Source organism: Nonomuraea mesophila, from assembly GCF_004352805.1.
Classification (GTDB): domain Bacteria; phylum Actinomycetota; class Actinomycetes; order Streptosporangiales; family Streptosporangiaceae; genus Nonomuraea; species Nonomuraea longispora.
Genome location: NZ_SMLD01000051.1, coordinates 38,753 through 53,046, shown reverse-complemented (window position 1 = coordinate 53,046; position 14,294 = coordinate 38,753). Strand labels below are relative to the sequence as shown.

Annotated in this window: 14 protein-coding genes and 1 pseudogene; 12 read left to right on the top strand and 3 right to left on the bottom strand. The window is 71.3% G+C overall.

What is annotated here, in order from left to right; all coding sequences use genetic code 11:
• From E1295_RS48820 to E1295_RS20555, 8 genes and pseudogenes are all read left to right on the top strand, one after another.
• Nucleotides 1–628: pseudogene (locus E1295_RS48820) on the top strand (hypothetical protein); the annotation flags it as partial.
• A gap of 58 nt (nt 629–686) precedes the next feature.
• On the top strand, nt 687–1,724 hold the full coding sequence (locus tag E1295_RS20585) for a M24 family metallopeptidase (protein ID WP_132631957.1): 1,038 nt from the start codon (nt 687–689) through the stop codon (nt 1,722–1,724).
• A 25-nt stretch (nt 1,725–1,749) separates the two neighbouring features.
• The gene (gene efp, locus E1295_RS20580; RefSeq protein WP_132631956.1) at nt 1,750–2,310 is read left to right on the top strand and encodes an elongation factor P; all 561 of its coding nucleotides are present in this window, start codon (nt 1,750–1,752) and stop codon (nt 2,308–2,310) included.
• A 1-nt stretch (nt 2,311) separates the two neighbouring features.
• Nucleotides 2,312–2,722, top strand: a complete 411-nt coding sequence (gene nusB, locus E1295_RS20575; protein ID WP_132631955.1) for a transcription antitermination factor NusB — start codon at nt 2,312–2,314, stop codon at nt 2,720–2,722.
• A 157-nt stretch (nt 2,723–2,879) separates the two neighbouring features.
• On the top strand, nt 2,880–3,224 hold the full coding sequence (locus E1295_RS20570) for an MmcQ/YjbR family DNA-binding protein (RefSeq protein ID WP_132631954.1): 345 nt from the start codon (nt 2,880–2,882) through the stop codon (nt 3,222–3,224).
• 232 nt (nt 3,225–3,456) lie between these two features.
• A complete protein-coding gene (locus E1295_RS20565; RefSeq protein ID WP_132631953.1) occupies nt 3,457–4,176 on the top strand; it encodes a methyltransferase domain-containing protein in 720 nt (239 codons plus the stop codon).
• A 111-nt stretch (nt 4,177–4,287) separates the two neighbouring features.
• Nucleotides 4,288–5,529, top strand: coding sequence for a DNA polymerase IV (gene dinB / locus E1295_RS20560; RefSeq protein WP_132631952.1), 1,242 nt, complete (start codon nt 4,288–4,290; stop codon nt 5,527–5,529).
• Nucleotides 5,530–5,758: 229 nt separating this feature from the next.
• A complete protein-coding gene (locus E1295_RS20555) occupies nt 5,759–6,175 on the top strand; it encodes a DUF3040 domain-containing protein (RefSeq protein ID WP_132631951.1) in 417 nt (138 codons plus the stop codon).
• 63 nt (nt 6,176–6,238) lie between these two features.
• On the opposite strand, the gene E1295_RS20550 is transcribed toward E1295_RS20555, so the two are convergent.
• From E1295_RS20550 to E1295_RS20540, 3 genes are read right to left on the bottom strand one after another with little or no spacing between them, the layout of a single operon-like run.
• Nucleotides 6,239–8,683 carry a transglutaminase TgpA family protein gene (locus tag E1295_RS20550; RefSeq protein ID WP_132631950.1) on the bottom strand — a complete coding sequence of 815 codons (2,445 nt, stop codon included), beginning with the start codon at nt 8,681–8,683 and terminating at the stop codon, nt 6,239–6,241.
• Nucleotides 8,680–9,942: a DUF58 domain-containing protein gene (locus E1295_RS20545; RefSeq protein ID WP_132631949.1), complete on the bottom strand. Its 1,263-nt coding sequence runs from the start codon at nt 9,940–9,942 to the stop codon at nt 8,680–8,682. The genes E1295_RS20550 and E1295_RS20545 overlap by 4 nt, the downstream gene beginning before the upstream one ends.
• Nucleotides 9,939–10,961: an AAA family ATPase gene (locus tag E1295_RS20540; RefSeq protein WP_425465354.1), complete on the bottom strand. Its 1,023-nt coding sequence runs from the start codon at nt 10,959–10,961 to the stop codon at nt 9,939–9,941. The genes E1295_RS20545 and E1295_RS20540 overlap by 4 nt, the downstream gene beginning before the upstream one ends.
• 423 nt (nt 10,962–11,384) lie before the next feature.
• Between E1295_RS20540 and mraZ the strand changes: the two genes are divergently transcribed.
• The 4 genes from mraZ (at nt 11,385) to E1295_RS20520 (ending at nt 14,213) form a co-directional block, all read left to right on the top strand.
• Nucleotides 11,385–11,816: a division/cell wall cluster transcriptional repressor MraZ gene (gene mraZ / locus E1295_RS20535; protein ID WP_132511788.1), complete on the top strand. Its 432-nt coding sequence runs from the start codon at nt 11,385–11,387 to the stop codon at nt 11,814–11,816.
• A gap of 218 nt (nt 11,817–12,034) precedes the next feature.
• Nucleotides 12,035–13,000 (top strand): 16S rRNA (cytosine(1402)-N(4))-methyltransferase RsmH, encoded by a 966-nt coding sequence (rsmH, locus tag E1295_RS20530; protein WP_132631947.1) that lies wholly within the window; start codon nt 12,035–12,037, stop codon nt 12,998–13,000.
• Entirely contained in the window at nt 12,990–13,487 is a 498-nt protein-coding gene (locus E1295_RS20525) for a hypothetical protein (protein ID WP_132631946.1), read from the top strand. Before rsmH ends, E1295_RS20525 begins: the two co-directional genes overlap by 11 nt.
• 216 nt (nt 13,488–13,703) lie before the next feature.
• Nucleotides 13,704–14,213 (top strand): hypothetical protein, encoded by a 510-nt coding sequence (locus tag E1295_RS20520; RefSeq protein ID WP_132631945.1) that lies wholly within the window; start codon nt 13,704–13,706, stop codon nt 14,211–14,213.
• Nucleotides 14,214–14,294: the final 81 nt, after the last annotated feature.

Here is a 14,294-nt window from a genome sequence, read left to right as displayed (position 1 = left end):
GGTGTACCAGTTCGCCGTTCCACGGGCCGGCGACACCGCGATCTACCAGGCGGGCGACCTGGAGCCCGCGCCCGCCCCCGCCAACCGCAAGCTGTTCGTCCAGCTGGGTGCGGCCGTGGGGATCATCGCGGTCGTGACCGTCGTCATGGTGGTGTGGGCGTCGGGGTCGGGGGAGCGCTCGGTGGCCGAGCCCACGCCTTCCCCTCAGCCCAGCACCGCGATCGAGGCGCCCACCGAGACGCCGTTCGACCTGCCGTCCAGCAACCCCACTCCCGGCGTCGTGACCACGCTCGACACCGAACCCACCTCGCTGCTCGAGACGTCGCAGCCCAAGGCCACGCTGGGGGAGTCCGTCCCTCCGGGCGGATGGCGAGGGTGGCTGGGGGCGTTCGACGACGCGCTGAACTCCCAGCAGGCCATGGGCGGGATCGATCCCGAGGTCGCGGCCAAGGCCCGCGAGAAGATCAGGAAGGCGGGCAGGAAGTTCGACGAGGGCCACATCGAGCCCGCGATCAACCACGTCGCCGGCGTCTACCGCGACCTGCTTCGCGCGCAGGAGAAGGGCCGCATGGCTCCAGGAGGACCGCTGGCCGCGTTCATGGGTGACTGGCGCCTCCCGGGCCGCTGACCGCCGCGACAGGGCGGGTGATCGTGATATGAGGGGCGAAACGCCGTACATTGGCCCAATGACCTTCGACCACGCCGCCCGCCGGGAGCGGCTCGCCGGGCTGCTGCCCGCCCACGAGGTCCAGGCCCTGCTCGTCACCGCGCCCGAGAACGTCCGCTACCTGACCGGGCTGGCCAGCTCCAACGCGGCCGTGCTCGTCAGGGCCGACGGGTCGGCGCTGCTGGCCACCGACAACCGCTACATCGACGTGGCGCGCGGACTCGACGTGCCGGCGGTCGAGGCGTCCGACGTGGCGGGAGCGCTGGCGGCGCCGGGGACCGGCATCGAGGCGGCGAGCATGAGCGTGGCCACCTACCGCCGGCTGGGCGAGGGGCTGGTCCCGCTCGGGCCGGTGGTGGAGGTGTTGCGCACGGTCAAGGACGACGCCGAGCTGGCGTTGCTGCGTACCGCATGCGAGCTCACCGACCAGGCCTTCGCCGACGTGGCGGAGCGGATCGCCCCCGGGATGACCGAGCGTGACCTGGCGCGCCTGCTCGACCACCGCATGACCGAGCTGGGCGCCGACAAGCCCGCGTTCGACACGATCGTGGCCGCCGGCGAGAACGGCGCGATCCCGCACCACGCCCCCACCAGCCGGGAGCTGCGCGCCGGTGACCTGGTCACCATGGATTTCGGCGCCCGCTACCGCGGCTACCACGCCGACATGACGCGCACGGTCAGCCTGGGCCCGCCCGCCGGCTGGCAGCGCGAGCTGTACGACCTGGTCGCCGAGGCGCAGCGGGCGGGCCGGCACGCCGTCGCCCCCGGAACGCCGGCGGGCGACGTGGACGCCGCCGCCCGGTCCGTGATCGCCGGCGCGGGGCACGCGGAGCACTTCAGACACGGTCTTGGCCACGGAGTCGGGCTCCGGATCCACGAGGAGCCGTTCCTGGGTCCCTCTCGGACCGGTAGACTAGAGGATCGAGTTCCGATCACCGTCGAGCCGGGGGTCTACCTTCCGGGCCGGGGCGGCGTTCGCATTGAGGACACGCTTGTGACACGCGAGGGCGGGCCGGAACTTTTCACCAGGACCACCAAGGAGCTGCTCGTCCTTTAGAGCGGCCACACGCGGGAGAAAACGAGTGGCGACGACCAACGACCTGAAGAACGGCATGGTGCTGAGGCTCGACGGCGGGGAGCTCTGGGCCGTTGTGGAATTCCAGCACGTCAAGCCGGGCAAGGGCGGCGCGTTCGTGCGCACCAAGCTCAAGAACGTCCTGTCGGGCAAGGTCCTCGACAAGACCTTCAACGCCGGCGTCAAGGTCGAGGTGGCCAACGTCGACAAGCGCGAGATGCAGTTCTCCTACAAGGACGGCGACGAGTTCGTGTTCATGGACACCGAGACCTACGACATGGTCAATGTGCCCAACGCGACGGTCGGCACCGCGGCCAACTACATGCTGGAGAACACCCTGGCCACGGTGGCCTTCAACGAGGGCTCCGCGCTCTACGTCGATCTGCCCGCCGCCGTCGAGCTGACCATCTCGGAGACCGAGCCCGGCCTGCAGGGCGACCGCTCCACCGGCGGCACCAAGCCCGCCACGCTGGAGACCGGCGCCGAGATCAAGGTTCCGCTGTTCATCACCACCGGGGAGAAGGTCAAGGTCGACACCCGCAGCGGCGAATACCTCGGCCGGGCCTGAGGTGTCGGCACGCGGCAAAGCACGCAGGCGGGCACTCGACATCCTTTTCGAGGCCGAGCTGCGCGACGAGGATCCGCTGAGGATCCTCGCCGAGCGGGTGGATCGGCAGGAGCCTCCGGTCAACGAATACACCTCCGCCCTCGTCGAGGGCGTCGCCCGGCACAACGAGCGCATCGACGAGCTGATCACCACCTACGCCGAGGGGTGGACCCTCGACCGCATGCCGGTCGTCGACCGCAATCTGCTGCGCGGCGGCACGTACGAACTGCTGTGGATGCCCGACGTGCCCGAGGGCGTGGTCATCAGCGAGTGGGTGCACCTGGCGGGGGAGCTCTCGACCGACGAATCGCCCCAGTTCGTCAACGGCCTGCTGGCCCGCTTCAAGCAACTCAAGCCAAGCCTCACCCTTTAGACACCCTTTTTCCCGCCGTCATGGCCGCGAGTTCGGGGTACGTTCCAACCACGGCGGCCTCCGTACACGAGGTGCGGGTCCGTCCGGCATGCGGGACAAGGGCGCGTCACCAGCCGCGACGCGCCCTTCTTCCTGCCGTCCGGCTAAGGTGCGCAGCATGGTGACGGAAGAGGACGTGCGCGGGCTCGCGCTGGCGCTGCCCGCGACGACGGAGAAGACCATGTACGGCACGCCCGCCTTCTACGTGCGCGGCAAATGGTTCGCCCGGATCAGGGAAGAGGGCGACGTGCTGGTGCTCCCGGTGTCGGCCGAGGAGGAGAAGGCCGGGCTCATCGCGGCCGAGCCGGCCACGTTCTTCACCACCCCGCACTACGACGGGCACGCGATCGTGCTCGTGCGGTTCGGGGCGGTGGACGCCGGGGAGATGCGCGAGCTGCTGACCGAGGCGTGGCGGTTGCGGGCGCCGAGGCGGCTGGCGGCCGACCTCGACGACCGCGCCTGACCCGCCCGGAGGAAGCCACGGACACCGGCCGTGACGGGCGCGCGGGCACCCGGGGGCGGCGGGGATTTTCACGGGTCGCATCGCGGGGGAGCGGGCGATCGCGCGCACCGCGTAGGCTGGGCCCATCCGCGGAGAAGCCGTTCGCGAAGTGCGCGTTCGCCAGGGCGCCGGTCGCGAGGGAAAGGGAGGCGAGCCGACGTTGCGTGCTGAAGGCGTCACGAGGACCCCGGCGGTGCGGACCGCCGTCGTCTGGGACGCGTTGTCTTCCGTGCTGGCGGAGCGGGCCGCCTCCACCGGGCGCGAGCGGCTCGCCATCGTCGACGCGGGCGGCGGCACCGGCGGGTTCGCCGTGCCCCTGGCGGCGCTCGGCCATGACGTCACCGTGGTCGACCCGAGCCCCGACTCGCTGGCCGCGCTCGAACGCCGGGCCAAGGAGCAGGGCGTGGGCGTGCGCGCCCTGCAGGGGGACGCCGCCGACCTGGCCGAGTTGCTCAGCCGCGACAGCGCCGACCTGGTGCTCTGCCACAGCGTGCTGGAATACGTCGAAGACCCGATCAGCGCGCTGACCGCCGTCGCCGGTCTGCTGCGCAGGGGCGGCGCCGTGAGCGTGCTGGCCGCCAACCCGGTCGCCAGCGCGATCCACCGGGCGCTCGCCGGCCAGTTCGAGGAGGCCAGGTCGGTGCTCGACGACCCGATGGGGAGCTGGGGCGAGCGCGATCCCACGCCCCGGCGCTTCGCCGCCGCCACGCTGGTCGAACTGCTGGGCGCCACCGGGTTCTCCATCGGCGCCGTCCACGGTGTGCGGGTCTTCGCCGACCTGGTGCCGAGCAGGCTCATCGACGGCGAGCCCGGCGCGGCGGACGCGCTCGTCGCGCTCGAACAGGCGGCCTCGACCCATCCGGTGCTGAGAGACATCGCCACCCAGCTGCACGTGCTCGGCCACAGGACCTAGACCCGCCGACCGGCACCGGCGCGGCGGAGATCGCGCTCACCAGCGTCAGGAAGGAAAAGATCGATGACAGCCCCCCTCGGTGTAGAACCCCTGTTCGGATAGACTTGGCGCGTGTCTCGCAAGCAGATCACCGGCATCGGCCCCGCTCCGCGGACCGGGGTCGATGACAGCGGCTGCCCGATCCTCCACGTCGACATGGACGCCTTCTATGCCAGCGTCGAGCTGCTCGAGCGGCCCGAGCTCCGCGGCCGGCCGGTGATCGTCGGCTCGCCCGCGGGGCGCGGCGTCGTGCTCAGCGCCACCTACGAGGCCAGGGCCTACGGGGTGCACTCCGCGATGCCGATGAGCAGGGCCCGCCGGCTGTGCCCCCGGGCCACGGTCATCCCGCCCAGCCACGGCAAATACTCCGAGGTCTCCAAGGGCGTCATGGAGATCTTCCACACGATCACCCCGCTGGTCGAGCCGATCGCCTCGGACGAGGCGTTCCTCGACGTCGGGGGAGCCAGGCGCAGGCTCGGCCCGCCCGCGGCCGTCGCCGCCCTGATCAGGGAGCAGGTCCTCGACCGCTACGGCATCACCTGCTCCGTCGGTGTGGCCGCGAGTAAATTTGTGGCAAAGCTCGCCTCCAAGCAGTGCAAGCCCGACGGGCTGCTGGTGGTTCCCGCCGGCGAGGTGGTCGAGTTCCTGCATCCGCTGCCCGTGTCGGCGCTCTGGGGGGTGGGTGAGCGCACCGAGCAGGGGCTGGTACGCCTCGGCATCCGCACGGTCGGAGACCTGGCCAGGGTGCCCTCCAGCACCCTGCAGCGGGAGCTGGGGCAGGCCGTGGGCGGCCATCTCGCGGCACTGGCCTGGGGGCGCGACGAACGCCCGGTGACCGCCCACGTGCCCGACAAGAGCATCGGCAATGAGGAGACGTTCGCGGCCGACGTGGACGACCCCGAGGTGATCAAGCGGGAGTTGCTGGGCCTGTCGGAGCGCGTGGCCGCCCGGATGCGTAAGGGCGGTCACGTGGGCAGAACGGTAAGTGTGAAGCTCCGCCGCGCCGATTTCACCACGATCAACCGCTCGCGCACTCTTCGTGAGCCCACCGATGTGGCGCAGGTCATCTACGCCACCGCGTGCGAGCTGTTCGACGCGGCCGGCCTCGAACGTGTGAGGTTGCGCCTGGTGGGCGTGCGGATGGAGAGCCTGCGTCCGGCCGGCGAAGCGGTGCGCCAGCTCACGCTGGGTGAGCGGGAGACCGGCTGGCGTGAGGCCGAACAGGCCATGGACAAGGCGATCCAGAGATTCGGTCCCGACGCGGTACTCCCAGCGTCGCTCGTACGTGGCAAGCTTGATGAAATAGAGACATGACGTTCAATGTCCAGATTTAGGGGGACGTCAGTGTCCCAGTTTTGGGGGAAGGAGGACGAGATGGGTCACAATGGAGCCATGACGTCACCTCCGGTTTGGTCTGCGTTGGACGTTTGCTTTCGCCTGCGTCTACAGCCTCGTATCCTGGGGATGACCGACCGCGAGGTTCGGACACCCCGTGTCGTCCGTTGCCGTCTTCCCCGTCCTGGGGCCGTCCTTGGGAGGCGCCGTGCCGCTCTCTGAGCACGAGCAGCGCTTGCTCGACCAGATCGAGCAGGCCCTCTACGCCGAGGACCCGAAGTGGGCCAACACCGTAAGGATCAGTGACCCGCGCAGCCATTACAAGCGTCGCCTGGTCAAAGCCTCCATCGGCTTTGCGCTCGGCGTCGTCATCATGATGGTCGGCGTGGTCGTCAGTGGCAGTGCCCTGATCCCGCTCGGCGTCGGCGGTTTCGTGGTCATGCTCGCCGCGTGTTTGTGGGGCTTGTCCAGCTGGAAACGTATGAATGGGTTCGGAGACTCGCCCCCGGCCGCCCCCGGTGGCGGCACGGCCGCACCTCGGGGCAAGCAGCCCCGCAAGGGCAACCGTGGCACCTTCATGGAGCGTATGGAAGAGCGCTGGCGCCGTCGCCACGACGATCGCTGACGCACCCCAAAGCGTGCGGCCGCTCCCCTGACCAGGGGAGCGGCCGCACGTTCGCTCATGTGGTCATGACCTCCTGGGCGCCGCCGTCCGCCGCAGCCTGATGTTCTCCAGCAGGTCGAACCCGTCGAGCAGGCCCTCACCCATGCGCCGCAGCCGGCGCAGCGTCGACGGGGGCAGCAGCACCGCCCTGATCCGCCTGCCGCGTGGCACCGTGGCCGCCAGGGCCTGCCGCACCTGGCGCAGGTCCTTGGTCATGGGCGCGATCCGGCCGGGGTCCCTGGCGTACATCACGCGCTCGATCGCCGAGGCGATGGCCGAGACGGCCGCCGCGGAGTCCGCGTCGAACTCGTACTGCTGGGTCAGCCGCCGGGCCAGTGCCCGTGGCGTCTCGCTGCCCTCGCGGGCCATCCCGTAGTCGTACAGCACGTCGTCCAGCTCCGCCCAGACGGCCGCCACCCAGGGGACGGCGTGCCCGCCGCCCTCGCGCGGCGCCTTCCCCGGCGTCCCCGGCGTCGCTGACGGCGGCGGCGCCTTCTCCCTCAGGGTGCGTACGCGCCTGTTACGCGCGAGCAGCCGCACGCCCGCGGGGACCAGCAGGAGCATCAGCAGCGCACCCGCGCCGATGCCGACCTGGCCGATCAGCGGCATCGAGTCGTCCGGGGGCAGACCGCCCGTCGCGGCCTGGGCCTCGCGGTCCAGTTGCCGCTCGTTGCGCCGGGCCTGCGGGTCCTGCGCCTCGTCGGCGGGGGAGGAGCTCTCGCCCGGCGACGGCGTCGACTCGTCGCCCGCGGTGGTGCTCGGCCTGGGCAGCGAGTACGGCGGCACACGCGCGCTGCCCTGCCCGACCGATCCCGACGGGGTCGGCTCGAACGGCAGCCAGCCCACGCCCTCGAAGTACAGCTCGGGCCAGGAGTGGGAGTCGTTGGTGCCGACCGTCCACCGGTCACCGATCTTCATGCCGCCCGTGTAGCCGATCGCCACCCGGGACGGGATGCCCACGATCCTGGCCAGCACCGCCATGGACGCGGCGAACTGCTCGCAGTAGCCCGCCCGGTCACGCAGCAGGAAGTCCCGCAGCGCCGAGTTGCTGTGCCCCTGCGTGCGCAGGTTGTAGGTGAAGCCGCCCTCCGTGGTGAAGAAGCGCTGCAGCTTCACCGCCGCGTCGTAGGTGGTCGAGGCGTCACGGGTGATCCGCTCGGCCAGCGCGGCGATCTCGGGGGGCAGGTTGTCCGGCAGCGCGAGATAGCGGTCGTCGACCCTCGGCTGCTCGCCGTCCAGCGAGTCGAGCAGGTCCGGCGTCGGCTGCGGCTCGCTCGTCGCCACCTCGTACTCCAGGCCGGCGGCCTCTTCGCGGGTGGAGAAGACCATGAGCGTGTCGACGTCGGCCCGCCAGTCGCCGTCCACCCTGATCTGCCGGGCGGGGTACGGCAGCGGCAGGAACGACAGCCGGGCGATCTCATCGCTGATCTGGACGTTCGTGATCACGTTGGTGATCTTCGGCTTCCGGCTGAGCCCGGGCGGCTCGGGCAGCGGGCCGTTGTCCGTCCTGTTCTGCGGCGCGCCCTTCGGCTCGGTCATGCCGAACTGCTGGCCGTCGAACCTGTCGAGCGAGTAGATCCGCAGGTACCTGGCCTGGTCGTCGTTGTTGCTGTAGGTGAGGACCACCCGCCGCTCGGGCAGCTCCAGCTGGCCCTTCAGGTTGGCGATCGGGTTGGGGATGCTGATCGAGTTGCCCCGCCCCGACCCGTTGCCGCCCACGCCGAAGGTGAAGAACGACACCGGCTCCATCGCCGGCAGCGCGGCCGGCACCAGTACGGCCAGCGCGATCGCGGCGAACCCGATGCGCTTGCCGGACAGGCGCAGGCCACTCGTGTCGGCCGTGGAGGCGGCGCCGTCGTGCGGCTGCGTGGCGCGGGTGGTGCGTCGTACGAGCACGGCCCGGCCCCAGTGCCCCACCCGCTCGCGCCCGTCGGCGATGAGCAGGCTGATGAACCCCAGCGCGGCGACGATGAAGGCGGGCCAGCTGATCGGGTCGGCGAGGATCGTGGCCGGCACCGTGGCCAGCGCCAGCAGCGGCAGCCCGGCCAGGGCCGCCCGCCGCAGCCGCGCGGCCAGCAGATCCACGGTGATCGCGATGAGCGCCACGCCGCCCGTGGTCAGCAGCGTGATGCCGGCGGTCTCCGGCACGGGTGCGGCGAAGCGCTGGATGTCGGCCCAGCCGACGCCCAGCAGCCGGGCCAGCTCCGCGACCGAGCCCTTCGTCGGCACCACCAGCGCCCACGCCTCGTCCGACGCGAAGGTGAGGGTGAGGTAGATCCACGTCGCGGCCAGCGCCACGAGCGGGGCCGCCCACGCGGGCAGCGACAGGCGGCTGGTGAGCAGGCCCGCGGCCATCACCGCGAGCACGGCGCCGAGCGACGCCCAGAACCAGCCGCCGCCCTGGAAGAGCGGGTAGAGCAGGATCGCCGCGGTGAACGCGGCCACGCCCGAGGCGGCGGTGAGCCTCATGCCGCACCTCCCGCCAGGCCGGCCGGGTATCTGCCGCGGCCGGCGGCGCCCTGCCAGACGTTGGCGATCGAGGTGCCGGCGGGCAGCCGTACGATGCGCCAGCCGTATCCGGCGAGCACGGTCTGCACCGCCTCGAGGTCCTCGGCGGCCTGCCTGTCGCCGTCGTTCCAGGTCGCCACGTCGAGCAGCACCGCCACACCGGTGATGCCGCTGTGCCTCAGCCTGGCCAGTTCCCTCGCCTCCTCCGCGTCCATCGAGCCGAGCACGGCCACGATCAGCCCGTCGCCGCCGCCCTGGCGCAGGGCGGAGACGCCCATCTCCAGCGAGCGGGCGGGGCTGTGCCGTACCACGGCGAGGGTGTCGAGCAGTGACCAGCTCAGGCCCGTGTCGGTCAGGTGCTCGGCGCCCTGGTCGGTCACCAGCCGCAGGCCGAGCCCCTCACGGGCGAGGTGCACGCCGATCGAGGCCGCGGCCGAGACCGCCACCTCGAACGAGGAGCGCGGGCCCTCGCCGCGGTGCGCGTGCCTGCGGGTGTCGAGCAGGAGCGCGCCGCGGCTCTGCCACTGCTGCTCCTCGCGGCGCACCATCAGCTCGCCGCGGCGGGCGGTCGAGCGCCAGTGCACCCGCCGCAGGTCGTCGCCCTGCCGGTACTCGCGCGGAGCCACGTCGTCGTCGCCCGCCGCCGCCACGCTTCTCGTACGGCTGTCGCCGCCGCCCGTCCACTCGCCCGACAGCCGTACGTGCGGCAGCGCCGCGACGTGCGGCGTCACGACGAGCGTGTCGCTGATGGTGAACGAGCGGGCCAGCTCGACCAGCCCGAACGGGTCGGTGATGCGGATCGACAGCGGGCCGATCGTGAAGCGGCCGCGCAGGTCGGAGCGCACCCGGTAGTCGATCTCCCGTACGCCCCGCGACTCCACCCGGTCCAGCACGAACCGGGGCCGCACCCCGAGGGCGTAGGGAACGGTGTCCTCGATGAGCAGCAGGCCGGTCGGCAGCCTGGTGACGTTCTCCAGCCGCAGGGTGACGGTGGCCTCGCCGCCCACCTCGGCCCTCGCCGGGTCCAGCCGCCTGGCGCAGCTCAGCCGGTAGCGGGTGCGCGCGGCCACGAGCGCGGCCAGCAGCGGCAGCGCGGTCACCAGCACCCCGATCCTGAACAGGTCGTTCTCGCCCAGGAGCAGGGCCATCAGCAACGCCGCGATCCCCGAGGCGAGGAACGATCGTCCCCTGGAGGTCAGCGCCTGCAGTCCGGCTCTCACGATGCTCGGGACTCGGGCACCGGCACGCGCCTGAGCAGATCGGTCACCACCTGCTCGGGCAGGCGGCGCTGCCCTTGCGCCTCGATGCTGGGCAGCAGCCGGTGCGCGAGCACGGGAACGGCAAGGTCCTGCACGTCGTCGGGGATGACGTAGTCGCGGCCCGCCAGCGCCGCGTGTGCCCGCGCGGCCCGTACGAGCTGCAGCGTGGACCGGGGTGAGGCGCCCAGCCGCAGGTCGGGGGAGTGGCGGGTGGCCACGACGAGGTCGATGGCGTACTTCTTGACCGCCTGCGAGACATAGACACCGCGTACGGCCTCGATGAGCGCCCGAACCTCGGCCGTCGTCGCCACCGGCTCGAGCTTGTCGAGCGGCGAGGCGCTGCCGTGCACGTCGAGCATCTCCAGTTCGGCGGTCGGCTCCGGGTAGCCCATCGCGATCCGTACGGAGAAGCGGTCGCGCTGGGCCTCGGGCAGGGGATAGGTGCCCTCCATCTCGATGGGGTTCTGGGTCGCCATCACCATGAAGGGCGAGTCCAGCTTGTACGTCACCCCGTCCACCGTCACCTGGTGCTCCTCCATGCATTCCAACAGGGCGGACTGCGTCTTGGGGGAGGCACGGTTGATCTCGTCGCCCACCACGATGTTGGCGAACACCGGTCCGGGTTTGAACTCGAACTCTCGGGTCTGCTGGTTGTACGCGCTCACCCCGGTGATGTCGCTCGGCAGCAGGTCGGGGGTGAACTGCACACGCCGCACAGGGCAATCGATCGAGCGGGCGAGAGCCTTGGCCAGCATGGTCTTGCCGACCCCGGGCACGTCCTCGATGAGAAGGTGCCCCTCGGCGAGCAGGACGGTCAGCGTGAGGCGGACGGCGTCGCTCTTGCCCTCGATCACCGATTCGATGGCCTGCCGAATCCGGTGGGCGGTGGAGACCAGCTCGTCGAGCTGGGGAGGGACGTCATGGGTAACTGCCACCAGGCCTCCATGAGAGAAGTGCGACGGCTGTCCCGTTGGTGCCATTGCGGGAGCCATGCCATTCCTTTTCCATTGTGTGTACGACCCTACGACGCTGTGGGTTCGCGAGCGACATTTGTGGATATTCCAGCGAACCTCGGCGATGTTCCTGTTCTTGTGGCATAGCGATGCGATTCCAGTGACACGAGGGCCATGATCCGCACCACATTCCCCCACCCCGGCCTTCGTGTAGCGCCCGTCGCCTAATTCCACGGTCTTTACAACCCTCGACACGCCCATGAGGGTTGACCGGCCGCTCACCCCCCTCCACCGCGCCCCACCGCTCTGACCTGCGGTAACGCAACGGAAACTGATGATGAAGACGGTTCGAATCAGTTGACGGTGGGGAGAAGTGGAGTATGGTGGTGCGCAGTGGAGGGCCCGGTGCGCCAGCGCTGAGCGCTTCACGAGGCACGGGAGGTGGGGCCGATGTTCCTCGGCACCCATCAACCGCGTCTGGACGACAAGGGACGGCTGTTCCTGCCGGCTAAGTACCGTGAGGAGCTGGCGGAGGGTCTTGTGATCACCAAAGGCCAGGAGCGATGCCTCTACGTCTTTCCCGTGGAGGAGTTCCAGCGCATAACCGAGGCTCTCAGCACCGCCCCGGTCACCGCCAAGGCGGTGCGTGACTACAGCCGCGTCTTCTTCGCCAGCGCGTCCGACGAGAAACCGGACAAACAAGGGCGCATCACGATCCCGCAGAGCCTCCGCCAGTACGCGGGGCTGGAGCGTGACTGCGTTGTCATCGGGGCCAACACCCGGCTGGAGATCTGGGACGCGCAGGCCTGGGAAACCTATCTCAGCGCACAGGAGCAGGCGTTCGCCGATCTGTCGGAGGAGGTGCTGCCAGGGATCTTGTAGCGACCACGGTCGATCCGTCGGTGATGTCGTTCGGCGAGGTCTCCACCCGCAACCACTGTCTGCCAGCTGATGCACCTTCCCCGGTGTCAGATGACAGGCGTCCACGAAGAGGGTGCGGATGGGGACCTGGCCGGGCGGCGCCGGGTGGGGACCCAGGAAGACCGGCGAGACGATCGATACGCGTCATCCGCGAGCAGGACGCGAAAGGGGGGTTGGAGATGCAGAACGACGTCGGCACGGGCGGTCACGTTCCGGTGATGCTCGAGCGCGTTCTGGAACTGCTCGGTCCCGCGCTGTCCGGCCCCGCGCCGGTGGTCGTCGATGCCAACCTCGGCCTCGGCGGACACTCGGAGGCCCTGCTCGCGGCTTTTCCAGGGCTCCATCTGATCGGGATCGACCGCGACCCTTTCGCGATCGAGCACTCGGCCCGCAGGCTGAGCCCTTACACCGACAGGACGACCCTGGTCCACGCGTCCTCCGCCGACCTGGCCGACGTGCTCGCCCGTGAGGGGCGCACCACGGTCGACGGGGCGCTGTTCGACCTGGGGGTCTCCTCGCCGCAGCTCGACGAGGCCGGGCGCGGGTTCGCCTACGCCTACGACGCCCCGCTCGACATGCGGATGGACACCCAGCAGGAGCTGACGGCGGAGCAGGTGGTCAACACCTACACCGCGCACGAGCTGATCCGCATCCTGCGTGACTACGGCGAAGAACGATTCGCCCCGCGTGTCGCGGGCCTGATCATCAGAGAACGGGCCAAAGAGGCAATAACCTCGACCAAGCGGCTGGCGGACATCGTCCGGGACGCGATCCCGGCCGCGACGCGGCGTACCGGCGGCAACCCCGCCAAGAGGACTTTCCAGGCGCTGCGCATCGAGGTGAACGCGGAGCTGTCCGCCCTGGAGGCGGCGCTTCCCGCGGCGCTCGACGCGCTGGCGCTCGGTGGGCGAGTCGTCGTGCTCTCCTACCACTCACTCGAGGACCGGCTGACCAAGCAGGCCCTCACGGCGCGAACCAAGGACACCAGCCCGCCGGGGCTGCCGGTCCCGCTGCCGGCGCACCAGCCGAGGTTCCGCCTGCTCACTAGGGGAGCCGAGCTCCCAAGCGAAGAAGAGCTCGCCCGCAACCCGCGGGCGGCCTCGGCCCGGCTACGGGCGGCAGAGAGGATCCGTGTTGACGACTGAGCAGGAGTTCGGCCGGGGTGCGCCCGTCCGCCGCGCCGTGCCCAAGACGGGCACGCGCCGGTCCGGAGCGCAGCACCAGTCCAAGCCGCGGCCCCGTCCTGACGCACGCCCCCACGCCGGAGGCGCGCGGCCGGCCACCGGCCGGGCGCGTCCCGAGGCCGGCCCCGTCCCGCGGCGGCGGCCCGCGCGCCGGCAGCGCGCGCCGTTCGTGCTGCTCGTCGTCGGGCTGCTCTGCGGCGGCCTGGTGAGCCTGCTGCTGCTCAACACCATGCTGGCCAAGGACGCGATCACCGACGCCAACCTGCGCGAGGAGATCGCCGTGGCCCGCCAGGAGAACGAGAAGATCAACCAGGAATACCAGCGCAAGACCCAGCCCGACGTCATCGCCGAGATGGCCGAGAAGCAGGGCCACCACCCCGACTGGGACGACGTCAACGCCTGGACCAGCGCGGGAGATCGAGCAAGCCGGGTGGACAGGGAACGGTGAGGGACTCCAGCGGCAGGGGGCAGGGACCCGGCCGCGGCGCTGGCGGCGCCGGCTCTCAAGGAGGGCCAGGCGCCGCTCGTCGTACGCCGGGAGGTCCGGGACGGAGCGGACGCCAAGGCGGCTCGGCCCGCTCCGAGGGCACGGGTCGCCCGGCATCCCCGGACGAACCGCCCCGCCGACCACGCAAGCCCGACCCGTTCGACCTGCCGTTCGGGCGTGACGACGCGACGAGGGACCGGCCGCCGCAGGAGCCGGGCTCCCCGCGCGGACGCCGCCCCAGCGACCCCGGCCGAGACCAGGACCGTGGTGGTTCCGGCCGTGGTTCCGGCCGTGACCCGGGCGGTGACCCAGGCCGGGACTCCGGGCGTGGCTCCGGGCGCGCGTCCGGCCGTGACGCGGGCCGTGACTCCGGGCGTGGCTCCGGCCGGGACCCTGGGCGGGGTTCCGGCCAGGATGCTGGGCGAGGTCGCGCGGGCGATGCGGGAGCGCGCCGGCGGCCTCGTGATGACAGCGAACCGCCGAGGGGCCGCGTTCCCCGTGGCCGCGGCGGCGATGCTCCGAGAGGACGCACGCCGCAGCGGCGCGATGACGATGCTCCGAGAGGACGCACGCCGCAAGGGCGCGATGACAGCGACCGGTCCCGCGGCCGGGCGCCGCAGGGCCGCGACCAGGGCCCGCGTCCCCGTGGGCGTCCTCCCCAGGGCCGTGACGCCGCCGACCGGCTGAGGGGCCGCGACGAACGCGCGCGCGGCCGGGGCGACCGCCGGGAGGAGCCCGACGCGCCGCAGGGCCCGCGTTCACGCCGTG